The following is a 23407-nucleotide window of genomic DNA, read 5'->3' on the forward strand; positions in this document are numbered from 1 at the left end:
TCAATACGGACGAAAGTTATTTCTTTTTTTCGAGCTTACCTTAGACATAAAAATTCCTTTGTCAGACGCATAAGTGACTAGCTCAGCACGACTCTTTAATTTCAACTTAAAAAGAATGCCATTCAGTATGAGCTTCACTGTATTTCCGGTATTACTAACCGATCAGCGATTTCTTCGATGTTGAATCCTCTACACAGATTTCTTAATACTGCCGTTTCCATTACACTAAGAAGGGGCTGTACGCCATATGGGATATTCTCGGTAACAAATTGCTTTAAAATTTGATATCCAAGCTCTCTCGGCAGAGTCGCATCCTCGATCACGAGCGATCTCAGATACTCGTGAAAGGAAGCTGGATGCAGCGACTTGAGCAAGTAACCTTGCGCCCCGCTTTTCAGAGCTTCAAAAAAATACTCAACGTCTGCGCTTTCCGCTTGCAATACGACTAACATTTGGGGATTCATCTTTTTCATTTTTTGAATGGTCTGTGTACCCTTCATATCGTGTAAATCAACCGCAACAAGCGCAACCTCCGGCTTTAATGAATCGGCGAGTGATATCGCATCCCTTCCGCAGTCAGTTTCCGCTACGACCTCGAATAGCTGATCCAGCTCCAGCAGGTTTCCGCTCTCTATGCTCTGCGATGGTTCTGCAAGCAACACTCTGTTGATTTGGCTCACCGCTCCACAACCCCTTTACGGAACCTTAAACCTATGCCTGTTGCTATTATCGCGTTTTATATGTTTAGTCGAATGGCCCGAATTGGTTATTTTCCTTGAATAATATGACCATTCAGTGTCAATGACATATTATAGATCTTTTTAAGACATATTTAATTGGTCGCCGTAATAAATTATTGACATTATTGGCATATATACCGGATCGAGTGTTATTACGTGTTCCGTATTCAATAAAAAATCAGAAATTAAAAGCTTAGTCCCCCGTTTCGCCGATTAATTGTAACTCAACTTGTTTCATCTTATAAAAATAGCTTTTTTCTCCATCAACTCTGAATACGATCCCGATTCGATCACTCTTCCTTGCTCCACGACCACAATTCTGTCCATTCCTTCCAAGCCATTAAGCCGGTGACAGATTAGCAGAAGCGTATCTTCGGATGCTTGTTCGTATAGGTTTGTCAAAACACGTTGCTCTGTCACATAGTCCAGCGAAGATGTCGGTTCATCCAACAGCCATAGCTTTCCATTGCGAAGCATGGCCCGCGCCAGGGCTAAGCGCTGTTTTTCGCCATCCGATAAATTTTCTCCCTTTTCGTACACGGGGTCCGTTAATGAAGTGGTCGGCAATTACACTTTAGCGAGGATATCCAACAGGTCGCCGTCAGAATGGTCCTCACCATCCTTTAGCAAGTTATCCCGGATCGTTCCCCGGAAAAAATGACTTTGCTGCTTTGAAAGACATCAGCTAATATGCTCACAGAATTTGTCATGCTCCATCTGATGGCTCCACTTTCTCCACTCATCAAAGGTTGGAGTACACCCAAAAATGCGGGAAATGTTATTGCAAAATTAGTAACGACCTGCGAGACAACGATGGCGGCTAATCCGTCGATGGACTTGCGCAGATCTGTTGATCCAGACGCAAGATAGACGGGCTGGACACCGGATAATGTTAGCATGGTGCTTCCAGAGCTTGTACGAATTCTCTTAGCAGCCTTGGGTCAAAGCCAGGGCGGATCTCAATATGGGCTGAACCGATGTAAACGACAAGGGAAGCATGGTTGGTAAATTGAATGGGATCAGCAACTGTTAGCGGCACCCAGTGTGTGGGGGCAGTTACGACCTCGGAAAGAACTCCTTCAAGTTGGCGGAGCCAATACTTCAACTGCTCTTTTGTAACATGATGTGCATCGCATCACGCTGACATTGTAAGCCCACTTGCTTTGTAGTCCGCGATACGGGCTGTCCATTCTTGGCGACGCTGTTCTTTAGTGGTCATAGGGCAACCTCCGATTGGATTAGGCTGCTCACATTCTTTCACGTAAATTTGAGTTCTTGATGGTGTGTAGGGTTTTACGCTTACGGTTGTACACACTCGATGTTGAAGTATTGTAAAGCAACAAAACAGACCAAATCCCCTCATTCTTGAAGGGTTTATGTGTGCTTCTATAGTGTGTAACATTCCGAAGAAAATAAATTGTATGCTTCCAACTGGCTTAGATGAATGATTCCCTCTCCCTGAACCTCAATACGACCTGGATAGTCGATTCGAATAGGAATATATGTGGTGTCTTATAATGGTCTGACTGCGCTACATGATATGAAACAATTAATTTCTTATCTTCTGAAACAATACTAAGATTAATTCTTCCATAATCTTCGTCATCTTCTTGGACATTCCAATAATATCTTTGCCGCTGTACTCTAATTTCCGTTTTCCTTTTGAGTTTGCTCCCACAGGCTTGTTCCTCTCTTATACAGTCTTATTCGCTTTCCCTGTTTATTCGAGGCAGCATCGAATTGTTTCCACAATTGACTTATATTCATAATAAAATCTCCCATTAGTCCTATTAAATCTAGGTTTTCTTCTAATGAGAGGTTTTAATCTGCTGTATTGAACTAGCGTTCTGCATTAGGTTAACTAATCATTGCAATTAAAAGCTAATTCTAGACTGTTAAGTTTCAAGATTAATTCGAGTTGGAGTAACTACATAATCATCTGCTTGATTATCTCTCCATAATTTTTCTACTTCTGATGGGCCAATATTGATTCCCAGAAATGAAGGGTCCAAGAATATTTCTTGTTTATTTAGAAGAATAATTTTCAATGCATCACATAAAGCACGAGTTTTCTTTTAATGGCTTTGTGGCTTTGTGGCTTTCTAGCATCAATGATAAGAGAAACAAAACCTAGACTAACATCCTTATCTCTGTGGTCAAACCGTTTGGAATGGTATATATAACCTTTTTCCATCCCATTCTTGATAATGAAACACCACATATTCATCACAATATTCCAATAAATTAACTTCAAATCCAGCTGATTCAAACTTTGAAGATAAAGTCTTATAGTTATGTACAATTTTATGGCTAGCTGCTGGATGGTCTGCGGGGCCAGGTCCACCTTCTTGCACTCCATTTTGATAATTTTCATCTGGAAAAAAACCGTCAGGAACTGCACATCGCACATAACCGCTGGGCTTTAAGAAATTCAAACCAAATCATTGCGGCTTCAATTCCCTCTTCATAATTTAAGTGTTCCCATACATGCTCTGCCAATCTTGCAGAAATCATATTTGGTAAAAATCGATTTACCCAATCGTTTCGCCTTATCAAATTTAATTCCGACTCCTGAGTTTGTATCCACTCAGGATTATTATTGTATTGTCCCGAACCAATAACAACTCTTAATTCCTATTTTTGACTAAGCACAATAATCACAACCCAATATTTTAAAATTAGTATAACGTCATTTTCACTTCAAAGAGACTCGTCAGGAAAGAGATAATGTTCTTGTCAAAATTCCGATTGACAACAAAAAAACACCAAACGTCGCGGTGGTTTATTACACACCACAAACCTCGGATGCGGCATAAAAAGCACCTGATTCCATGTTGACGATTTCCCCTCCTTCATTCTGCCACTGTGATACTAGATCCATCCTTCGTTTCCCGATACAATGCGTCAGCTGTAGCTGCTGAAACTTCAGTTAGTTGGTATCCAAAGCTCCTGACAGCTAGTTTCGCCTTGTCTCCAAACACCACTTCTTTTATTCCGCATCCACGATATAAATTTATTTATACATATACACATAAAACATAATTTGTTTTATCGATACTACGGGCGTAGAATAACACCTGTAACCAAAGTTCAAAAGAATAGGAGGCAATATATATGGGAAAACAAATCTTAATGGTTGTCACCAGTCATACAGATATGCAGGAAGGCAAGAAGACAGGAATCTGGCTATCGGAGTTCGCGGAGGCATATCTGGCCTTCCAAGAATACGGCTATGAAATCACAGTAGCAAGCCCAAAGGGAGGAACTGCCCCGATCGACCCAAGCAGCGTGGGCGACCAAACACCGCAAGAAATCTCGGACGCTGCCAAGCATCTGGAAAACACCAAAAAGCTGGATGATGTAACGGAGGAAGGATTTCAAGTGATTTTCCTTCCTGGCGGTCATGGCACGATGTTCGATCTGCCAGAAAACAAAAAGCTCCAGCAATTGCTTCGTGAATTTTACGAAGCTGGAAAAACCGTCGCCGCTGTTTGCCATGGTCCTGCCGGTCTCGTTGGCGCGACTTTATCCAATGGACAGCCGCTAATCGCAGGCAAGCGTGTGAATGCTTTCACTGACAGAGAAGAAGCAGCGACAGGCTTGGGCTCTTACCTACCATTCCTCTTGGAGAGCAAAATCCGTGATCTGGGTGCCATTTTTGTAGCGGCGCCAAACTGGAATACTCATGTAGAAGTCGACGGCAACCTGATTACCGGACAAAATCCTCAATCTACGCTCGCTGTCACAAAAGCAGTATTGAGCAAATTAGGCAATTAATACTACTTGAGGCTGATAGATGAAGTTTATCAGCCTCCTTCCATATTCATTTATTATTTTCTTTATACAAAAGGAGGGGTATTGAATACCATGGTAACAGAAAATAGGGCCTTTCATTCTGAACAAGTACAGGCCGATCGCAAAGGATCAAATCTCGCCTTATACGCGCTTACACTTGGGGCATTTGCTATCGGGATGACCGAATTCATCATTATGGGGCTGCTCTCTGAAGTGGCAACCAGTCTGAATGTCTCTATTCCCATGGCCGGTTTCCTTATTACGGGCTATGCGTTGGGAGTTGCCATCGGTGCCCCCTTTATCACGATCGCTACCCACCGAATGCCGCGCAAAGCACTTTTATTATTCCTCATGATTTTATTTATCGCGGGAAATGCGCTTGCCGCTCTCGCACCGAATTATACGGTTTTGATGCTGGCTCGCATCTTGGCTGCACTTACCCACGGATCGTTCTTCGGAGTTGGCTCGGTCATTGCTGCTGAGCTGGTTCCCAAGGAAAAACGCGCAGGTGCCATCGCTATCATGTTTACCGGACTGACACTGGCTAATATATTAGGTGTACCGTTGGGAACGTTTCTGGGACAAGCATACGGCTGGCGCTCTACTTTCTGGGCAATCACGATCATTGGGATCGTTGCACTGGTCGGGATTGTCTTACTCGTTCCGAAGGTCGCCAGTGCAACCTCCAATCTGCGAAAAGAGCTCGGAGTGCTCAAACGTCCGGCGGTTCATGTCGCATTGCTGATGACCGTATTCGGGTTTGGTGGCGTATTTACAGCTTTTACTTACATTTCGCCAATCCTGACAGATATCACGGGCTTCTCACCTAGCTCTGTTTCATACATCCTCGTCCTGTTCGGCGTCGGGATTACCATTGGGAATATTTATGGAGGCAAATTGGCCGACCGCCGCCTGTTCCCCTCCCTGATTGGGACACTTGTCGCGCTGGCGATTATACTGGCCATATTTAGTTTCACGGATCAAAATAAGATCCTTACCTTGATCACTGTTTTCATATTGGGAGTCGCAGCATTCGGCACCGTCCCTGGTCTGCAGCTCCACATGCTGAACACAGCGAAGGAAGCCCCTACACTGGCTTCGACATTGAACATTGCGGCTTTTAATCTGGGTAATGCACTTGGAGCGTATATCGGGGGTATCGTCATTGATTCAGGCTTTGCTGAAGGGCTCCCTGCCGTACCTTGGGTTGCCTCGCTCGTGACTGTCATAGGAATTTTGTTTGCGATATGGGGAGGAAAGCAACAGAAACGTCTCAGTTAAGAGAGGATCGCGCACATGGTGGACTTTGAATGGTACCGAAGCTTTATAAGCATTTACAAGCATAGCTCCGTGTCGGAAGCCGCCAGAACAAGGATGATGACCCAGCCAGCCATGAGTCAGCATCTGGCTTCCCTGGAAGCAGAGGTGGGTGAACCTTTGTTTACACGAGCTCCCCGGAAAATGATTCCGACGGAGAGAGGCAAAGCACTATACACACAGGTGGTTCCGCTTATCGAAGCGTTGGAGGAAACCTCGCAAACCCTCAAGACGAACGCGTTCACTTCTTTACCCATACTTCGAATTGGGTCTGCGCATGAGTTTTTTCGGGAACATATCGCTCCGCATATCGGCAGCTACCAGATGCGTGTCATTGCCTATCTCGGCGTCGCTTCCAAGCTGCTTGAATGGCTGCTTGAGGAAAAGGTAGACATCATCATCATGTCGAAAAAGCTTACTGCCCCTGGAATCGAATATATCCCGTACATGCAAGAGGAGTTTGCGTTAGTGGCACCTCCCGATTACGCGGAACCAGTCTTTGAAGACAAGGAGTCTTATGAAGCGTGGTTATGCTCCCAGCCTTGGATCAGTTATGACTTGGATTTACCCATCATCCGCCGCTTTTGGCGGGAGCATTTCCAGAAGCGTCCACAAACGCATCCAACACACGTCGTGCCCGATTTGCACAGCGTGCTACAGGCCATCGAGCACGGCGCAGGAATCAGCTTGCTTCCTACATTCATGCTGGATGACCATTTATTTAGGAACAAGGTAAAGATAATATACCCGGCTTGTACCGTTCATAACAACCTGTACTTGGGGTACCAGATGAAAAACCAGAATTCCCTCCATCTGAAGACATTGATTGAAACGCTGAAAAAGACAGTTTGATTATGCACTTCTTCCAAGCAGGAAAAAGGCTAATCGCTTATCAAACTAGGCCTTCAAAGTCTCATATCAGCTAGAAATTTTTTTTGGAACACAGTATGTATTTCAATGATCTAACAAAGTCGATATGTCTACTAAGGTCCATGTAAATTAAGTTTTTTAACAAAAGTTGTCGCTGCTTATGGTACGATTCGCCGTAATATCAAAAGAGCGAAAGACGCCTCGTCGGGCGTCTTTCTTAATTTAAAGGCTGTCGAGAACGGGATGTATACGTATAAAGCAGACTCTCTTATTGACCTCGTCGAAAAAACGGAGCCCTTTACATTGGAAGGTGTGGCCGATAAAATTAAGTGCCCCACACTGGTATGCGAGGCTGAAGATGATCACTTCTTCGCTGGCCAGCCCCAGCAGCTTTATGATGCACTTACTTGTCCGAAATCCTATATGAAATTCACTGCTTATGAGGGTGCTGGAGAGCATTGTCATTATGGAGCGCTGCTGCTGTTCAATCATCACCTATTCAATTGGCTAGATCATACGCTGGATTTAAAGGAAGGAACAAGTTAAACCTAAAATAAACTTCTTCATTTCTTTAACACTCCTTCTAAATTTTTAATCTGTTGTAATTTAGACGAAAGATCGTTCAAAAAGGTACTAGTGGCTACTCATAATAGCTACATTATCCTCCCGTTACTTCAACAGACAAAGGCAGCCGATCGTATGCCGGCTGCCGTCATGTCGTGATTGAACTATAGTACACCTTTAGCAGTACATCTGCCTGCAATCTTTTTCTCTGAGGATGAACGACCAAAAAATGCCCTTCAATATCGCGCTATTCGGAATTAACCTTGCAGATGCCATTCGTGCAGATTACCCTGAAATCAAGCATTGGGTCAGTTTCGCAGCAGCAAGCTTTTCTCCGATACGTAATCTAGGTACATTTGTGTCAATTGGCCCCCCCTTAAAAGGTGGAAAACAGAATCAATGACTTTTTGTTTTTAAATTCGGTAGAAACCCTGGGACTTAACGTTATTGCGACATCATCAGTTATGGTGAGCGTTTCGTTTTCCAATAACCGATTAGGATCATATAGAAACATCTATTGCCCATTTTTTAATCTCTACTATAAAGAGTTACATCAATTTATCTTGTATAAATGCAAGGGTTTCATCGGTTCTTGGTTAAGGTAATGATGACTGTATACCCTCTTTTTATTACCGTTTAGTTCCAGCACCGGGTCTATTCCTATTTGTGTGCAATATTTATAAAAGCATTCATACAATTTCATTGAAACTATCCTAATGGAAGAACCACCGGTTCACAACCAGTGGTAAGTACACTTTCAAGGGGTATTGGCCTTAGAGGCAGGCGATGTGGCGTTTCATCACTTTATTATGTTATACACCATTTTCCATATTGTGCTGCTACACAGGTTATGATGAAATAATTAGGTATGCGCCAAATTAGTCATATGTGAATCGACCATATTTATACCCTAAGTACATACGTACAAACAAACCAATCTGGAACGACATATCTTGAACTTGGGATAAAACAAACTCCCTAATTTCAAATTCATTTTTGAAAGGAGGACATAACAATGGGACTTGGATTAGGCGGTGTAGGTGGTGGATTTAGTTGTGGCGGTGCCTTTACTAGTGTTGGCGTCATCTTGGTACTTTTTATTCTCTTGGTCATTATTAGCCGTAGCTGGCTTTACTAATTTCCCAATAACCATGCTCCGTTTCATTGGAGCATGGTTATTTTTTTTACTCGACTTTCTGACCGGCAGTCTTCCGACCACCACTTCCTCCAGCTTAGTTCAAACTATTCAAAGCCATTTCATCATCCACCCGATGATAGTGGTTTTTTTGATTGGTAGCATCAGAAACTGGCTCCTGATGCTTCTCTTCCACATACCGTTGTTTCAGTTTGTCGTTCATGTTGTCTAGTCGAAATACTTTATTTTAATTTAACATGAGCAACTATACTTCGCTGCAATGTAGAGAGATTTGTGTCACGAGTCGACAATGTAGGGAGATTTGTGCATTTTAAAATGACACAAATCTCCCTACATAAAAATGAAAAGCCTGATTCCTCAAGCTTTTCTCCTATATGTAATATAGGTTCATTTGTGTCATTGGACAGGAAGGAGTGCTCCAATTCGTTCATCTGACGATGCGAGAGATTTTCTGGCTTGGGTGCTTCTGAACGTTCTTGATAAATCTCAACGACTAATGATTGGTATTAAGAAGAATCGATTGGGCTTGATGAATGGTTTCTTCCACGATTCTTGCTGCGCTTTGATCGGATGTCAACATCCTCAACCCTTGCCCAGCCCACAATGACATAAAATCCGGGTTATTTTGCCTTGACGCCGCGTTTCGAGTATCCCTTGTCGCCGTATTCTGCGTCGGAAACTGAAGCGGCTCGATGCCTCTCTTATCCCACATCTCGATAAAAGAGTTTTTCACCCCTCTGGCCGGACGACCGGAAAAAGCCTTCGTGATGACCGTGCTTTCCTCATTGCCGGAGAGCAATATTTTCTGATAGGCTTCATGAGCACCGGATTCGATCGAGGTCAAAAAACGAGTGCTCATTTGTACAACTTGGGCCCCTAGCGCAAGCGCGGCGACAAGCCCGCGTCCGTCCATGATCCCGCAAACGAAAAACTTTTGCCTCCAAATTAATGTTGGATAGGAATCTTTAAACGATATTTTTACAAGTAGCTTCACGAGCTACTATTGAGGAATCTGTAAAATATTTTGTGTAAACTCTTAAATCAATTTCATATACACTAAAAGAAGGGTCGGCTTGAGAAGATGACACAAGTGGCACGGTTTAGCAAGGACTGATGGATTCATTATGAGGGATTGCTTTGCCTACCAACAAGTGGGATTGGTTTGACGCTTACAATTATCGGAACCAACATTCACATGCACTTCTTGCAGCAACGCTCGGGAAAGTTGCCAAAAGAGAGCCTGTCAAGGCATAAAGTTTGCCTTGACGGACGTAAAGAAGAAATTCGATCTCTAAATATTCCCCTTCGATTTCCTTGCATTTCGGCAAATTTCTCTTGAGCGCATACTCATTTTTTTTGACAAAGAGAGCTCCCCCTTCAAGTAGCGGCTTATATTAAACCTGTCTATTTAAAGGGGAGCATATCACTTATGTGACAGCCTATGTAGAGCGATGGTTACGATTTCAAAATGTCATCTATTTTTTTCAATTCCTCGGCGTTAAATTCAAGGTTGTTTAGAGCTGCAACATTTTCTTCGATTTGGCTTACTTTGCTCGCTCCGATCAGCGCAGATGTTACTCTACCGCCGCGAAGTACCCAAGCAAGAGACATTTGAGCAAGGCTTTGTCCGCGAGCGGCCGCCACCTCATTCAATTTCCACACCTTCTGGATTATTTCTTCCTTGACGTCGTTCTTGCGAAGAAACGTGTTTGGCTTCGCTGCTCTGGAATCGCTCGGAACTCCCGATAAATAGCGACTCGTCAATAACCCTTGAGCCAGCGGACAGAAGGCGATGCTGCCTGCACCGTTCTCTTCAAGCACATCAAGTAGCTTGTCTTCCACCCAGCGATTGAGCATCGAGTAGGACGGTTGATGAATGAGCATCGGCGTGCCGAGCTGCTTCAAAATCTTAATCGCTTCGGCCGTTTGTTCGGCGCTGTAGCTCGAAATGCCTGCATAAAGCGCTTTCCCTTGACGAACGACTTGATCGAGCGCCGCCATCGTTTCTTGCAGCGGTGTTTCCGGGTCCGGTCGATGAGAGTAAAAAATATCGACGTAGTCCAGTCCCATCCTTTTTAAGCTTTGATCCAAGCTTGCGACCAGATACTTCTTCGAGCCCCATTCTCCGTAAGGACCTTCCCACATCCAGTACCCGGCTTTCGTCGAAATAATGAGTTCGTCCCGAAAAGGTTTCAAATCCTTGCGCAGCACTTCGCCGAGCGTTTCTTCTGCAGATCCCGGAGGCGGCCCATAATTGTTAGCCAAATCGAAATGTGTAATCCCAAGATCGAATGCGCGGAGCAGCATAGCTCGGGAATTTTCGAACGTATCAACGCCCCCAAAATTATGCCACAAACCGAGCGAAATACCGGGTAGTTTAAGTCCGGATTTTCCAGTGCGGAAATATTTCATGGACCCGTAGCGGTCTTTGTTTGCTTGATAAGGCACGATATCACGACCCTTTCATATTTGCTAGTATTGTTTGTATGTCGTCTAACTAATTATCAAAGACAATCAACCATTCAACAAGTTGGGGTTTATATAATCAAATTTTACCAATTTCCGCAGTTTACGCGGGACTAATCGGACTGTGTTCTTATGCTCGACAGTTGTCTAGCGACACGGGACCAATCGCCCCTAAAAGTATCACCTATATAATTCCCTTCTTTGTTCCCCACGTCCTCTTTAACCACACCTTACATTCATTCAGTTGCAAAAAATACACTTCGCGTTGCTTATAACCTTTCCCTTGCACAATGGCGGAGTAACACTCCCAGTTGGTATTTGTGCACCTCAACTATGGGACAGAAGCTCAAATGAATAGTTAATTCTAGGATTTTGGTTTTGACCTCTAGTTATACTAGAGAAATGTCATTAAGTACAGCCGTGGTGGCCGCGTCGTGCGCATGTGAAGTAATGGCTAGACCCAAAAATATTTTTTTAGAAAACTTCTTCGTAATTTGGGTATATATCTTCCAAGACTGACCACCTGAGCTGTAAAAAGCCGTAAAATCGTCGCCACTCCGTTTCAAACGTAGCCAAGTATTCGGATATCTGACAGGGAATTCCGGTGGTTCCGTTGTATAATCATCCGGATAGATCGCAGTATTCTCACCGCCTGCTACTTCACGGAATTGAAACTCGCAGCCTCCGTTATTTTTGTTGCGGGGTCTATTATCAGGAAATACCATCATATATACGTGAGGGCTGTCGGCATCCAGAGTTGCACGAGCCATTAAACCAGCCTTCGTATACAAGTGAGGCATGTCTAGCGACTCCAAACGGACTTTAAAATCAAAATCACCTGAATGAAGGGTATACGCAAAATGAAACTGATCCCTCACACCCCATATATCTTCGGTGCCAGCGACGATTTCGTGACGTCCGGCTTGCTTTTTTAACCAACCTTGTACCGAAGGGTCTCCAATATCCACGCTTGATAAGATGATATCTCCCAAATCACTCCCTCAATCCGATTTTACTTTTTAGCTAACTTCCATAACCATTTATTGTTTAGTAACAAAAATGTAGCAACCCGCTACGATATGATGAAACACTAGAAAGGAGGATTATGCTGTCTTGGGGCTTCTATAGCCTTTTTCCAACCGTCCTCATTGATTTTGCCAGTGATATATTTGATTCTGGTATCTTCGATCATAGTCGATAATTTTACGCCCTTCTTATTACGTATATCAGACACCAGTGGATTGGTCAGATTGGATACTCCGATTGACTCGTTTTCATAATAAATTTGATCAACTTTTCATCATACAGCATTTTGTAAAAGTTTAAGGCATTCATATATTCGGCAGACATAAAATCGGGCACGCTAATGATGATCGAAATAATCGATGAGATCGTAAGTGCTATCGTTGAGTACCTTCATCCGGTTCAGCAGCGGCAGGTAAGGCTCATACCGGATCGTGACGATGCCTTTATTCGAGTCGCGGTTGGAAGGATCCGTCGTTAAGTCCTCGGGATCGTTATCGATATACTTAAACCAGTGCCAGCCGACGACGATCTTGGATTCGAGTAGCGCCAGCGTGAAGTTCTGATAAAATTTGCCGCGGTCCTCCTGCGTCTTCACATTCCAGCCGGCGCCGGACCGATTCGGAAGCCCCGTGTCCATCCCCTTCGTGTACCACTCCGTAATCATGACCGGCTTGTCGCCGGACCACTGCGACCAGTTTTTCAAGCTCGCTGCCATAGGCGTCCACACTCCGTAGTAGTTCACGCTGACAGCATCCATATATTTGCCCGCGGCCTGGAATAGGTAAGAATTATCCTTGGCCGTATGAATCCGGGAGCCAAGGTACATATGGTTGGAGTCGTATTTCTTGATCGCACGGCTGACGATACCGTAGTACGTGTCCGCCACGTACCCAATGAACTGCTGACGGTCCGCGTCATCGATCATCGATATGTTCCACTGCTCGGCTGTAACGTTCTTGCGCTTCGTGATCCAATCGAGAGCCGCCTTATAGCCGGTATCTTTCGGATCGAGGCTTAAGTACTTATTCAGCAGGTTGGCGGGAAAAGGCAGCTCATTGTCCGAGAAGTGGCCCAGCAAATAAGGATCGTCCTTCATTGCGGCGAGCTGCTTCGCATACCGGTCCGCGAATTCCGTAAATTGCGGATCGAAAACGAAGATGGCATCGTTCGGATAGCCGGTATGGCCGGGCTGCTGGAAGGTGCCTCCGCGCTCCTTGCCGTATGAGCTCATGAAATTCCACATCTGTGTGTAGACGACGGGCTGGCTGGATTTGCGGATGGCCTCGGTGTCCGACCAAGCGCCGGTGCCGTTGAAGCCGTTGCTCCTCAGGAGCTGCAGGGTATCCTCGGACCACTTCTCCTTCGTCCCGTACTTCGTCTGCAGAGCGCGTTTCTTGTTGGGCGACGACTCGGGAGTGACCGAGACGACGGCCTTATGGATGAACAGATGCCCTTCAGGATCCACGAGCCACCAGCGGCCGTTCACCTGCTCGGCATAGAAGAAGCCCTTCGCTGTGCGCCTCAGTGCAGTGATCCCGCCAAAGCGATCGAGTAGGTCGGCATCGTAGCTGGCGCGCGAGGGATGCTCCAGGGTACGGGTATCATAATCCTTCCAGGGCTGGTCCGGCTTCACCTGGGAGCTGATCTTGCTTGTTTGAAATTGTATTACGGGTGCATTCGGGTTCGTTGGATTCGTCACGTTATGCGCCTCCTGGGCTTCGGTTGGATTGGATGGGGGACTGCCGCAGCAGCGCGGCTCCGATCGAAGCTGCGATGAGGATTCAGGCAACTCCGCCCAAGAATAATTATCTTCGCTGATTTCCATGCATTGTCGCATCTCCGCATTACATCCTATTGAACTTGAATTCCTTCCCATGCCCCGGGAAGCAGTTGCACATCCGCCTGCTCCACAGCCTCCTCGAGCCACGCCTGGTAGGCTTCCTCGGTATGCTTCTCCTGCTGCAGCCGAATCTCGATACAGTCCAAACTGAAGGCATACTCATAATGACTCCACTCATCGAAAAATAAAGGGCCATAAACGACTCGATCAGCAGCGGCTAACTGAGAGCGGCATTCATTCTCCTCCCTCCTGCGCTCCAGCGGATCAATCAGAGTATTGTGGCCGCCTTGCTGCAGTGCAGCCTGCTGTAGCTTCCGGCGGATAGCCTCCTTGGCGGCCCTCTGCTTCAGCAGTTGGAGTGGAGATTCTCCGCAGAAGGCGCAGGAGTCGGTCCAGAAGCCGCTGCCGTACCGGATTCCATAGGTGTCCCTGAAGTAGCGGATGACGGCTCCCTTGTGCCGTTGCAGGAGCAGGGCGAACTCGGCTGCTGAGACAGGGTGACCGTTCACGGTCATCACGGGCTCGACTACTGGCCCGGCGTTCGGCGGTGCATTTGAGAGCAGTGCGGTGATGCCTGGCGATTCCTCCGCAGGCCGCGCATCATCGAGGTCACAGCGGACGTTGGCCGAGAACGGAGCTGCAGGGCGTTGGCCTGCGCCCATATCCGACCAGCAAGCAGCATCTTGTTGACAGCTTGCCTCCTCGGCAGCCCATAGCTCCAAGACCGCCTCCAGAGCCCCAGCCGGATCATTGGAAGGCTCACCGGCCGGATGGTGGCCGCGGAAAACATTTTCACTGAGATATCGGGTGGTTGTTCCGTCGTGTGACAGCGCGTAAGTGGTCGATTTACTTCCGTTCACAATCCGGTTGCTGTGATAATAATACGTATGACGGAGCCCTTCCCGTTCCCGAATAATGGTGGGGGAGCAGTGCTTGCCGATAAAGAATACGTTATCATACACATAGGCACCGGCAAACGCATAATTGAAATAAATCAGGTTCTTCCGGTCGTTGAGACTGACGTTATGGCGAACCACAATGCCTTCGTCCTCCGGGGATGTACAGAACCAGATGAGCCCGTGAGCGTTATCGTGGCTGTAGCTATACTGCCAGACAGTCCGGGGGCTGCTGTAATCGGGATCGTACATGCTGCCGTCATAGTCCGGGGAACGGTTCAGGAAGCCTTCGTTGTATTGAAAAATCGTCCCGTCGCAGCTCCGCGAGAACATCGTGTTGCCCGTAATGGCGGTTGCGGTCTCGAAGCATACGTTGTGCTCGATGACTCCGCCTTCGGCAAGCCGTATGATCATCGCATTCTTCGTAATGTAGGACAGGGTATTGCCGCGAACGATGAGGTCCGTGAATTTCCGGCGGTGCCAGGCTTCGGTGCCGGGATAATCGTTGTGCGCCACCTCATTGTTTGTCACCAACCCTTGATTCGCGATATGGCTGAGGGAGCAGTTCTCGATATGGATCCGGTTGAAACGGGTGGGCACTTCGTCATCGGCTGTGACCGCGATATAGATGCCCGAAGTCTTCTTGGCGGTTAGGTGGTTGCCTACGATGCCCCGAATATGATGGATATCCAGCCCATGCAGTACGATATGGCAGATCATGCCGATGTTCGCGGCCTTCACCTCCACCCCGCGGCGGTCGCCTTCCTCCGCGGCGTCGTTCGTGATCTCCAAGTTGCGGATCTCCACGTAGGACTGATTGAACAGGCGGACGACCGCGCCTTCGAGCCCTGCCCCATCGATGATCGGCCTGCCGCCTTCTCCATAGCGATCGATAACGATCGGCCTTCCTTCGCTACCGGAGCCCTTGGGGGAGAGCATTCCATGCCAATAACCGCCCGCACGAAGCAGCAGCCGGTCCCCCGGCTGAAGGACTGTCTGGTTCACCGCCTCCAGCGACAGCCAAGGACACTCGGGACTCGTCCCAGGATGGGTGTCATCGCCAACCTCCGAATCTACATAATAAATAATAGAAGTATTCATGTGGGCGGGGTTTCCTTCCTAGGGCTATTTTCTTTGCTTATACTCTTCGGCGGCCTTCCGGATCTCCTCATCCGCCTTACGCAACGACGTATTCACATCCTCCGCTCCGGTCGCGACGCGCTCGAACGCCTTGCTGATATTCGTATCGGTATTGATTGGCGCGAGGCCTGGGTTGCGCTTTGGAAGGGCGTCGGCCGGCTTCACGGTGAGCGCCTTCAGGTTCTTGCCATTAAGGCCTTCGACGTTCGTTCCGAACGACTTCAGAATATCGATCTTGGTGGTGGAAGGCAGGAAGCCATCCTTCGCATCTCCAAGCTGGAACTCCTCGGACAAGAGGAAGGTGATCAGCTCGAACGCGGCTTCCTTGTTCTTGCTCGTCTGCGTGATGAAGTAGTAGTCGTAAGGAATGCGCGAGCCGACCCCCGGCATCTCCTTGTACACCGGCAGAGCAGCCATATCCCAGTTCAAGTTCGCCTTGGTGAAGGACGGGCTGGATGTAAGCAGATCGACGAACATCGCTGCCTTGCCTTCGCGGAATTTCTTATCCTGGTCCTTCCAGTCGTTGCCCGAAATCTCATAGAACCGCTTCAGATTGGTGAAAATTTGGCTCCACTGGTCGGACGAGTTCAGCTTATCCTCCTTGGCGTCCATCGCCGCAACGGAGAGGGAATTGTCCCGCAGCAGAGCGTTCGGGAACATGGAGAAGCCATAGAATTGCTCGCCTGCTTCGATGCGTGTCATCTTCTTCGCGAGATCGTACAATTCATCCCACGTCATGCCGTCCTTCGGATAAGTCACCCCGAACTTATCGAACAGGTCCTTGTTGTAGAAGAGCACCGCAGGCTTCAGATTGTTCTTCGGCAGGCCGATGAGCTGACCCTTGTCGCTAACGTTCCTGATGCCGTCGAGGGCGGTCTGCGAAAATTGGGTGAGATCATAGTTGTATTTTTTGAAGAGATCGGTCAGGTCGTAACTTAGTTTGGTGCTGATCATCATGTCGTTCACGGTGGAGAGGTTGCCCCACAGCACGTCCGGAATACTGCCTGTCGTAATGAGGTCCTGAATGGTGCTGCCTTTGCCACGAGGGACGTAGACCGGGGTGACGTTCGGGAACTTCTCTTTCACCCGCTTGAACATAGTTTGCTCGACACTCTCAAGGCTCGTCTCGTTATAAGCCGATTGGAACACAATGGTCACAGGCTTGCTCAGCGAGCCGTAGGCAGGAGGGGTATTGCTTGGGTTCTGGCTGCTCTCCGGTGCGCTTGTCATGCTGCCGCTGCAGGCAGTTAGGGCGGTGGAGGCCATAATCAGGGCACCGAGCAATGTTAGTTTCGCTTGATTCATGTGTGAACTCCCCTTTTTTTGGTATGCGCTTTCATATTTACAATCTCAGGAAATCTCGATACACTTAGAAGTGGGCAGGCCACTAGTGGTCAATCCTAGAGCAAGGAGTAGAATCTCAAGGAGGCTGGACTGGTTTGAAAAGCTTGCATCAGGACGACCCGATGCGCCACCTTTTAAATAAACTGACCATTCATCTGATTACCGCCGGCTACGATTCCGTAGGCGCGGATTGGCAGCGGGAGACGCATATTCCGGGATATAACCGCATGTTCTATATTTTGGACGGAAAAGGCTATATCGAGGTGGAAGGCACCCGCTACTACCCTGAGCCGGGGCAGCTGATCATAATGCCGATCGGCAAGGAGCACTCCTACGGCTCGATCAGCGACAGAGGCTTCACGAAATACTGGTGCTTCTTCAAGTTCGGCGATACCGATCTGTTCCAAATGTATCATTTTCCCGTTGTGATTGATGTCAAAGAGAAGGCGAGAATGACTCAGTTGTTCCACCAGATCCAGTTTCACTTCGAACAGCGGAGGCGAACGTCCGGGCTAATGATTAAAGCTTCGATGCTGGAGCTGCTTACTCATTTCATCGACTATACGCTGGAGGATGTGCTGCCTTACAATCCGACGGAGAAATCTGAGAAGCTCAGTCGGGTGCTAAGCTATATCCAGGAGCATCTAGCAGAGCGGATTACAGTGGAGCAACTCGCGCAACTTGCGCATTATCATCCGAACTATTTTATCCGCTACTTCCATTCGATACTGGGCACCTCCCCTGTTCAATATATCAAGCATATGCGTATGGAAAAGTCTAAGACGCTGCTTCTCACGACGCAGCTCCCCGTCTCGGAGATCGCCCGCGAGGTGGGCATCGAACATTCGAACTTCACTCCGATGTTCAAGAAGCATACTGGCTTCCTGCCATCCTCATACCGGGAGATAACTCAATCATAGCCTGAAGCTGCCGGATTTGGACATCATAATTGCTAACTACAATTTGATAAATATTAACCTGTACAAAGTACGGCAACTTGCAACGCATCGAAGCAGGCTATTGTATGCATCGGCATTTAAGTTCGCAATGACCTCAATCATCGTTTGCTCATGTTGCATTTTCTGATAACAATAAAAGGCGCCCTCCCTGTGAAAAAACATAGGGAAAGACGCCTTCTTAAACGCAAATTATGACGGTACATCTAACACCTCCCCTATCTCCTGTAGGTACAGCAGTGCTGTCAGAACAGGCAGGTCTCCTGGCTCCGGAATCGTCATTACTGGGCGAGAGGAAACTCATGGGCAGCTATTACAATGGCACGGGCATTGAAGTTAATTCATGTCAAACATCCTTCTTTCATGGTCATAGAAGGCTCGTTACGGGATCAATTAGCTGCGCTGGTACGTTTGCAGTAGGAAACCGGCTTATAGCACACAGTGTTGAACGACCCGACCTCCTACACGGGAACTTCCGGGTCGGCAGGTATTGCCGCGGCGCTGATCTCAAGCGGAAAAATGTACAATAAGTAAGTGAACAGGAAACCTAAAAAACTCAGATCTTACTGAGCCAGACGCTGCCGTGATGCTGTCGCCAAGTGTCCCCCAGCTTTTGCCCTCCCACTTTGCTAAAAGCTTCATTTTAGTACCCCATCTCCCTTATTTTTAGCCTTATCCGACTTCGCCGTTGCAATCGCCTGATTGATTTCCTCTTCAAATTGCCGGAGTACAGTGTTCGTGTCGGCTTTATTTTTGACCATATCTCCGAACGGCTTGCCGAAATCCACATTAACATTCGTTAGATCTGCAGCTCTTAACGGAGACGGAGGTGCGTCCTTGTAACAATAAAATGAACCCGTATTTTTCCCTTTCAACTCCTGCAGCTCTTGGCCGAACACATTTTTAACGTTAGCGTTAACGAGCGGCGTTCCTACTCCCTGTTTGGAAAGCATCGTCTGAACTTCCTCGGATACAAGATAAGAAACGATCTGGAACGCTTCATCTTTATACTTGGACGTTTGGGAAATGAACAAAGCAAGAGTGGCAGGCTTTAAGCCGGTGCCCGGTTTTTCCTTTAAGACAGGCAGAGAAACGACGTCCCAATTTAAATTTGGGTTTGCTTTCACCCAGCCGATCATGAGCGGATGGCTCTCGAGAGCCATCGCAATACTCCCTTTAGCGGTCTCGGATGTAGGAACGAGAGCATTATCCGGAATTTCGTAGAACCGTGTCAGGTTATCGAACATCAGCTTCCAGCCGTCCGTATTCAGCACCGCCTTATCCTCCCTCGGATCCAAAGGACTTAAGGAGAGCTGGTTGTTCAGCATCATATTATTCGGTATAGCGGCGAAGCCCATATAGGTCGTTCCTTGTTCCACACGCGTCACTTTTTTCGTGAGGTCGTAGACTTCATCCCATGTCATGCCGTCTTTCGGATAAGCAACGCCAAATTTATCGAATATATCTTTATTGTAAAATAAGGCATACCGGTTCAGCGTAAACGGAAGGCCGTACAGCTTTCCTTCGCCGTTGGCATTTTGGGTTTGCGCGAGTACGTTCGGTTCAAATTGCTGGAGATTGAAGTTATTTTTTTTCAGGAGCTCCTGCAAATCGTATTGAAATCCGTTCTGAATAATGCGGTCTACCGTAAAGCTGGCGGATTCATAAATAATATCTGGCAGCGTTCCCGCGGCAATTAGATCCTTATAGTCCGTACTATTGGGATCTCTGAGAATGATGTTCAGCATGATATGGGGAAACTTCTTCTTGATCGCTTCAGTAATTCCCATGCTCTCCAAATTCAAAGCCCCGGGCTGCCCGTTAAAAATGGTTAACGTGATCGGCTCTTTCGGCTTGCCTGTATTGCCTTCGGTGTTCAGTACCGCTTCCTTATCATTGGTGCATCCAAGCATTACATTTGAGAATAAGAGTAACGAAGCCGCTCCCATTAAAGCTTTTCCATAAACTTTTACCATGCAGAAACCTCCATTTTCCCCAATTTCACTTTCATTCTTCTTCGAACGCCTCGTTTTGGTTCCGCTTTCATTTTATGTTACAATCAAATTGCATTCGTATATAGTTGAAATCTTTTTTATTGCTGAGTTATTTTTGTCGGTTCGTTTCAATATTTTTCGATATTTGTTCTTCCGCCTCCCTCAGTGTCGTGTTAATATCCTTCTCCCCATTGACGACCGGTTCGATGGCGCGAGTTATATATTCTTCCGCGAACGAATCATATTTGCTAACCGGAAGCGCTTTCGCAGGGCTGGTTTTAAAGGCGGCTTTCACATTCTTGCCTTGCAAGTAAGGCAAGTTTTTGCCGAACTCCTGCTCTATGTTACTTGCCTTCAATACTGGCAGCCGCGCGTTGCGGGCTACTTCCGTCTGCACCTCGTCGGATAGCATCGTGGAAATGACTTGAAACGCTTGATCTTTGTATTTGCTCTGCGCTGTGACGTGAAGAATCCACTCATCTACTTGCATGCCGGTGTTGGGGCTTTCTTTGAATGAAGGGTACTGGGCCAAATCCCAATTCAAATCCTGCGCATCCTTCAAATTCGGCAGGTTGTTATTTGAAGCGAGCATAGCGAGCGTCCGTTCTTTCTTAAACTGATCGATACCGGCACCGGCCAAACGGGGTGTATTGTTTCCGGGAATGTCGTAGATGCTTTTCAGTAATTCGAATATTTTTTTCCAGTTATCATTGTTCACGGTCGGCTTCTCCGTTACCGGATCGATAAAGCCGTATGACAGCACCGAAGCCACTCGGGTCGATTTATCCGGCTCCAAGCCCCGATATTGAACGCCGCCGTCGCTGCGCGTCACTTTTTTGGCCAACTCTCTGACATCCTCCCAAGTCATGCCGTCCATCGGATACGGAACACCGAATTTGTCGAAGATATCTTTGTTATAATAGAGACCGCTGAAGTGCATCGTCCATGGAAGACCTATTAAGTTATTTTGCCGGCTTGCCGTTTTTACCGATTCTACGGCGATCGGGTCCAACCGCGAAAGGTCGAAATTGAATTTTTTGATCAACGGTTCAATATTTTCTTCCATTCCGGTTCCTACAAACCGATAAATGATCGGTGAGGCGGTCATCACCAAATCCGGTATGTTGCCAGCGGCCATTAGCTTATCGAAACCATTCTCCGGCTTGGACAAGTCAATGGGCTCGATTGTAATGTACGGATAGCGCTTTTTCACTGGCTCCTCAACGTACTTCTGGAACTCGCCAGGTCCAAGCCATCCCATGCTCATCGCGAATTTGATCGTGACGGGCTCGGTCGAAACCTGAGGCGGAGCATTCTTCTCACCAACGGGCTGCTCATCGGCTGTTTTACCGTCATTTCCGCTGCTACAAGCGGTTGCAAACAATAATAGTGAAAGTGCGGCCATTCGTTTCATTCCCATGTCTTTTTCCCCCATTCATTATTATTGAAGCGAAGTTTCCCATGCCTCTGCAAAAGGTTACAATATTCAGTCCACCTAGAAAGCCAGTCCATTCAATAAATCTGTTGTGCAGCGGAAATTCGTATCGAATAATCCATATCCAGAGCGAGCAGCTTATATGATACGCTGCATCTCTCCCTACATTTCGAATGGATCCGGGATCCGCTCTTGGCCGCAAGCACGGTCAAGTAGCTGTCTCAGATAGGACACCTTATCGGACAGTACGAAGTGAATGCGCACCGCGCCTTCCTCAAGCATATCCATCCTGAACGACTTCACCCGAAGTCCCTCATCCGAAAATAGTTCTGAAATATCCGGAGTCACCGTCACGGTTGACCGTGATGGTGTAGGATGTCGTCTTGCTGGTAGGAAGAAACCATTGTTCCACCCATTGCAGTACAAATAAGCTGAAGAGTACTCATATAATGGTAAGCATCGTCCCGAAGTAAATTCCCGCGCCGTTACTGATACCCAAAGCAGCGATGGCCCACAAAGAAGCCTCTGTCGTCAGTCCGGATATCTTGTTGCCGTTGTGCAGAATCGTACCAGCCCCAAAAAACCGATGCCGCTTATGATTTGAGCCCGTCAGACGCGCAGGGTCCAATCGCACATTCGGTTCATTGGCGAACTGGCCAAAGCCGTAAACCGAATTCCTCATCATGCTAGTCGCGCTCCCGCTCCAGGCAGACTATACCGCAAACCAACCTAGAGATCATCCTTAGGGCGATCTCCAGATTGTCAATGTGCCATATTGTGGGATTTGCTGTCACCCCCGTCTTCCTCCTCTAGACAATACGCCCATGTCTTTCGAACGGATAGTCGATCGCAATACGCCCCGCCTGGCAATCGCCAATGCCGCTGTAAAGATCGGCCTTGCCGTCCGGACGCATCACAATACCCGAAGTAAAGACGCAGTCGACCAAATGCGGTGCCTTGGCAGGTCCCGGCGGGTAACAGGCACGACTTCCGATCAATTGAAGGTCTAAGGACTCTCGGGTGGTCGGATCGAAGACGAAGGCCATATTCAAGTACACCTTCACTTCCCCTCCGTTCTCATCCTTATCCCGGTAGCAAATGTGGCCGATGATGCCGATTTTGCCGCTGTCAAGCAGATAAGCCTGATTAACACCTCCCCATTCGCCTTCCCCGAAGATGCCGTGAATGTAAGGTGCGTTCTCGATGACGTCCGCAGTCAACTCTTCCAGTCTGTCAACGACCGTGAAGCCGATCATTGATTCGCTCCCGTATTTGCCTCTCACCTCAGCTCCGCGCGGGCGCGAGAAAATGCCGATCTTGCCATCCGACAACGGAACAAGGCGAATATCCTTCATTTTGTTAGGTCCGGTAGTGAAGTAGTACATATTGTGGAGGTCTGTGCCCCGGAAGAAATAGCCGAAAAACGTGCTGTATCTTCCACTCTGATATTGCACATGAGTCCCACCCATTACAAGCTCATCACCGATCTCGCTGATGTAAGGGTCCTCCAGAGTATAGATCATGCTATCTTTCACCACGGTCCATTCATCCTGTCCCGTCTCCTCGAACAAGCGGACCCAAGAGCGGGTCCATTCCTCGCGACGTTCTACCCGCCCGAACAAATAGCGCTTCCCGTCCCGTATGAATGGAATCGAAATATTGTAGACATCAAAACCGTCCCCGCCATGAAATACTAAGGTCGCACTCTCATAGATCTTTTTTGTCGCTTCAAATTCAATTCTTTGCCTCTGCAGGGTCAAATTTCTCCACACCTTCCTTTTGTTTTAGACTCGTTTATTTTCGAGATGCCTGATATTACTGGAATTGCTTCCGGTATTCCGCAACTACCTTATCCAGACCGGCTTTCC

Annotated in this window: 24 protein-coding genes and 3 pseudogenes; 10 read left to right on the plus strand and 17 right to left on the minus strand. The window is 47.3% G+C overall.

Annotated elements, in window-relative coordinates:
- Positions 1–134 precede the first annotated feature (134 nt).
- Together QMA13_RS24465 and QMA13_RS24470 are read right to left on the minus strand one after the other, a co-directional pair.
- Positions 135–680, minus strand: coding sequence for a response regulator transcription factor (locus QMA13_RS24465; protein WP_282936333.1), 546 nt, complete (start codon positions 678–680; stop codon positions 135–137).
- A gap of 253 nt (positions 681–933) precedes the next feature.
- Positions 934–1409 (minus strand): annotated as a pseudogene (locus QMA13_RS24470) (ATP-binding cassette domain-containing protein); the annotation flags it as partial.
- 21 nt (positions 1410–1430) lie between these two features.
- On the opposite strand from QMA13_RS24470, the gene QMA13_RS24475 reads away from it, so the two are divergent.
- Entirely contained in the window at positions 1431–1610 is a 180-nt protein-coding gene (locus QMA13_RS24475) for a hypothetical protein (protein ID WP_282936334.1), read from the plus strand.
- 22 nt (positions 1611–1632) lie between these two features.
- Here the strand turns inward: QMA13_RS24475 and QMA13_RS24480 are convergent, their stop codons facing one another.
- Both QMA13_RS24480 and QMA13_RS24485 read right to left on the minus strand, forming a co-directional pair.
- Positions 1633–1845: a hypothetical protein gene (locus tag QMA13_RS24480; RefSeq protein ID WP_282936335.1), complete on the minus strand. Its 213-nt coding sequence runs from the start codon at positions 1843–1845 to the stop codon at positions 1633–1635.
- Between the two features lie 939 nt (positions 1846–2784).
- Positions 2785–3359, minus strand: a pseudogene (locus QMA13_RS24485) (class I SAM-dependent methyltransferase).
- Positions 3360–3854: 495 nt separating this feature from the next.
- On the opposite strand from QMA13_RS24485, the gene QMA13_RS24490 reads away from it, so the two are divergent.
- From QMA13_RS24490 to QMA13_RS24515, 6 genes are all read left to right on the plus strand, one after another.
- A complete protein-coding gene (locus tag QMA13_RS24490) occupies positions 3855–4517 on the plus strand; it encodes a type 1 glutamine amidotransferase domain-containing protein (protein ID WP_282936336.1) in 663 nt (220 codons plus the stop codon).
- A gap of 81 nt (positions 4518–4598) precedes the next feature.
- On the plus strand, positions 4599–5816 hold the full coding sequence (locus tag QMA13_RS24495) for an MFS transporter (protein ID WP_282936337.1): 1218 nt from the start codon (positions 4599–4601) through the stop codon (positions 5814–5816).
- Between the two features lie 15 nt (positions 5817–5831).
- Positions 5832–6704, plus strand: coding sequence for a LysR family transcriptional regulator (locus QMA13_RS24500; RefSeq protein WP_282936338.1), 873 nt, complete (start codon positions 5832–5834; stop codon positions 6702–6704).
- Between the two features lie 261 nt (positions 6705–6965).
- The gene (locus QMA13_RS24505; protein ID WP_282936339.1) at positions 6966–7268 is read left to right on the plus strand and encodes an alpha/beta hydrolase; all 303 of its coding nucleotides are present in this window, start codon (positions 6966–6968) and stop codon (positions 7266–7268) included.
- Positions 7269–7500: 232 nt separating this feature from the next.
- Positions 7501–7689, plus strand: coding sequence for a hypothetical protein (locus tag QMA13_RS24510; protein WP_282936340.1), 189 nt, complete (start codon positions 7501–7503; stop codon positions 7687–7689).
- Positions 7690–8301: 612 nt separating this feature from the next.
- Positions 8302–8424 carry a sporulation protein YjcZ gene (locus QMA13_RS24515; RefSeq protein ID WP_282936341.1) on the plus strand — a complete coding sequence of 41 codons (123 nt, stop codon included), beginning with the start codon at positions 8302–8304 and terminating at the stop codon, positions 8422–8424.
- Positions 8425–8518: 94 nt separating this feature from the next.
- On the opposite strand, the gene QMA13_RS24520 is transcribed toward QMA13_RS24515, so the two are convergent.
- The 6 genes from QMA13_RS24520 to QMA13_RS24545 all read right to left on the minus strand — a co-directional run bounded on the left by QMA13_RS24520 (position 8519) and on the right by QMA13_RS24545 (position 14811).
- Entirely contained in the window at positions 8519–8644 is a 126-nt protein-coding gene (locus tag QMA13_RS24520; RefSeq protein ID WP_282936342.1) for a hypothetical protein, read from the minus strand.
- A 291-nt stretch (positions 8645–8935) separates the two neighbouring features.
- Positions 8936–9355 carry an NAD(P)H-dependent flavin oxidoreductase gene (locus QMA13_RS24525; protein WP_282936343.1) on the minus strand — a complete coding sequence of 140 codons (420 nt, stop codon included), beginning with the start codon at positions 9353–9355 and terminating at the stop codon, positions 8936–8938.
- Positions 9356–9897: 542 nt separating this feature from the next.
- Entirely contained in the window at positions 9898–10890 is a 993-nt protein-coding gene (gene mgrA / locus QMA13_RS24530) for an L-glyceraldehyde 3-phosphate reductase (RefSeq protein ID WP_282936344.1), read from the minus strand.
- Between the two features lie 407 nt (positions 10891–11297).
- A complete protein-coding gene (locus QMA13_RS24535; protein ID WP_282936345.1) occupies positions 11298–11876 on the minus strand; it encodes a DUF1349 domain-containing protein in 579 nt (192 codons plus the stop codon).
- Positions 11877–12271: 395 nt separating this feature from the next.
- Positions 12272–13810 carry a hypothetical protein gene (locus QMA13_RS24540; protein WP_282936346.1) on the minus strand — a complete coding sequence of 513 codons (1539 nt, stop codon included), beginning with the start codon at positions 13808–13810 and terminating at the stop codon, positions 12272–12274.
- The gene (locus tag QMA13_RS24545; protein WP_282936347.1) at positions 13786–14811 is read right to left on the minus strand and encodes a hypothetical protein; all 1026 of its coding nucleotides are present in this window, start codon (positions 14809–14811) and stop codon (positions 13786–13788) included. The genes QMA13_RS24540 and QMA13_RS24545 overlap by 25 nt, the downstream gene beginning before the upstream one ends.
- Between QMA13_RS24545 and QMA13_RS24550 the strand changes: the two genes are divergently transcribed.
- Complete coding sequence (locus tag QMA13_RS24550) at positions 14800–15324, plus strand: hypothetical protein (RefSeq protein WP_282936348.1); 525 nt, start codon at positions 14800–14802, stop codon at positions 15322–15324. The genes QMA13_RS24545 and QMA13_RS24550 overlap by 12 nt on opposite strands.
- Positions 15325–15407: 83 nt before the next feature.
- Here the strand turns inward: QMA13_RS24550 and QMA13_RS24555 are convergent, their stop codons facing one another.
- Entirely contained in the window at positions 15408–15632 is a 225-nt protein-coding gene (locus QMA13_RS24555) for a hypothetical protein (protein ID WP_282936349.1), read from the minus strand.
- A gap of 163 nt (positions 15633–15795) precedes the next feature.
- The gene (locus QMA13_RS24560; protein WP_282936350.1) at positions 15796–17115 is read right to left on the minus strand and encodes an ABC transporter substrate-binding protein; all 1320 of its coding nucleotides are present in this window, start codon (positions 17113–17115) and stop codon (positions 15796–15798) included.
- A gap of 134 nt (positions 17116–17249) precedes the next feature.
- On the opposite strand from QMA13_RS24560, the gene QMA13_RS24565 reads away from it, so the two are divergent.
- Positions 17250–18074: a helix-turn-helix transcriptional regulator gene (locus QMA13_RS24565; RefSeq protein ID WP_282936351.1), complete on the plus strand. Its 825-nt coding sequence runs from the start codon at positions 17250–17252 to the stop codon at positions 18072–18074.
- 318 nt (positions 18075–18392) lie between these two features.
- Positions 18393–18641: pseudogene (locus QMA13_RS24570) on the plus strand (glycoside hydrolase family 88 protein); the annotation flags it as partial.
- A gap of 107 nt (positions 18642–18748) precedes the next feature.
- Here the strand turns inward: QMA13_RS24570 and QMA13_RS24575 are convergent.
- From QMA13_RS24575 to QMA13_RS24595, 5 genes are all read right to left on the minus strand, one after another.
- Positions 18749–20086 (minus strand): ABC transporter substrate-binding protein, encoded by a 1338-nt coding sequence (locus tag QMA13_RS24575; protein ID WP_282936352.1) that lies wholly within the window; start codon positions 20084–20086, stop codon positions 18749–18751.
- 127 nt (positions 20087–20213) lie between these two features.
- On the minus strand, positions 20214–21524 hold the full coding sequence (locus tag QMA13_RS24580) for an ABC transporter substrate-binding protein (RefSeq protein ID WP_282936353.1): 1311 nt from the start codon (positions 21522–21524) through the stop codon (positions 20214–20216).
- A gap of 177 nt (positions 21525–21701) precedes the next feature.
- Positions 21702–21842: a hypothetical protein gene (locus tag QMA13_RS24585; RefSeq protein ID WP_282936354.1), complete on the minus strand. Its 141-nt coding sequence runs from the start codon at positions 21840–21842 to the stop codon at positions 21702–21704.
- A gap of 139 nt (positions 21843–21981) precedes the next feature.
- Positions 21982–22224 carry an MgtC/SapB family protein gene (locus QMA13_RS24590; protein WP_282936355.1) on the minus strand — a complete coding sequence of 81 codons (243 nt, stop codon included), beginning with the start codon at positions 22222–22224 and terminating at the stop codon, positions 21982–21984.
- Positions 22225–22348: 124 nt separating this feature from the next.
- A complete protein-coding gene (locus tag QMA13_RS24595) occupies positions 22349–23299 on the minus strand; it encodes a DUF1861 family protein (RefSeq protein WP_282936356.1) in 951 nt (316 codons plus the stop codon).
- Positions 23300–23407: the final 108 nt, after the last annotated feature.

This window comes from Paenibacillus sp. RC67 (assembly GCF_030020805.1).
Classification (GTDB): domain Bacteria; phylum Bacillota; class Bacilli; order Paenibacillales; family NBRC-103111; genus Paenibacillus_S.

Bases quoted from the DNA above. Each gene is read 5' to 3' on its own strand.
- QMA13_RS24550 (WP_282936348.1), top strand. From the start codon at position 14,800: ATGGCGAACCACAATGCCTTCGTCCTCCGGGGATGTACAGAACCAGAT.
- QMA13_RS24575 (WP_282936352.1), bottom strand. From the start codon at position 20,086: ATGGTAAAAGTTTATGGAAAAGCTTTAATGGGAGCGGCTTCGTTACTC.
- QMA13_RS24510 (WP_282936340.1), top strand. From the start codon at position 7,501: ATGAACGACCAAAAAATGCCCTTCAATATCGCGCTATTCGGAATTAAC.
- QMA13_RS24475 (WP_282936334.1), top strand. From the start codon at position 1,431: ATGCTCACAGAATTTGTCATGCTCCATCTGATGGCTCCACTTTCTCCA.
- QMA13_RS24520 (WP_282936342.1), bottom strand. From the start codon at position 8,644: ATGAACGACAAACTGAAACAACGGTATGTGGAAGAGAAGCATCAGGAG.
- QMA13_RS24490 (WP_282936336.1), top strand. From the start codon at position 3,855: ATGGGAAAACAAATCTTAATGGTTGTCACCAGTCATACAGATATGCAG.
- QMA13_RS24580 (WP_282936353.1), bottom strand. From the start codon at position 21,524: ATGGGAATGAAACGAATGGCCGCACTTTCACTATTATTGTTTGCAACC.
- QMA13_RS24560 (WP_282936350.1), bottom strand. From the start codon at position 17,115: ATGAATCAAGCGAAACTAACATTGCTCGGTGCCCTGATTATGGCCTCC.
- QMA13_RS24505 (WP_282936339.1), top strand. From the start codon at position 6,966: ATGTATACGTATAAAGCAGACTCTCTTATTGACCTCGTCGAAAAAACG.
- QMA13_RS24500 (WP_282936338.1), top strand. From the start codon at position 5,832: ATGGTGGACTTTGAATGGTACCGAAGCTTTATAAGCATTTACAAGCAT.
- QMA13_RS24590 (WP_282936355.1), bottom strand. From the start codon at position 22,224: ATGATGAGGAATTCGGTTTACGGCTTTGGCCAGTTCGCCAATGAACCG.
- QMA13_RS24540 (WP_282936346.1), bottom strand. From the start codon at position 13,810: ATGGGAAGGAATTCAAGTTCAATAGGATGTAATGCGGAGATGCGACAA.
- QMA13_RS24525 (WP_282936343.1), bottom strand. From the start codon at position 9,355: ATGGACGGACGCGGGCTTGTCGCCGCGCTTGCGCTAGGGGCCCAAGTT.
- QMA13_RS24515 (WP_282936341.1), top strand. From the start codon at position 8,302: ATGGGACTTGGATTAGGCGGTGTAGGTGGTGGATTTAGTTGTGGCGGT.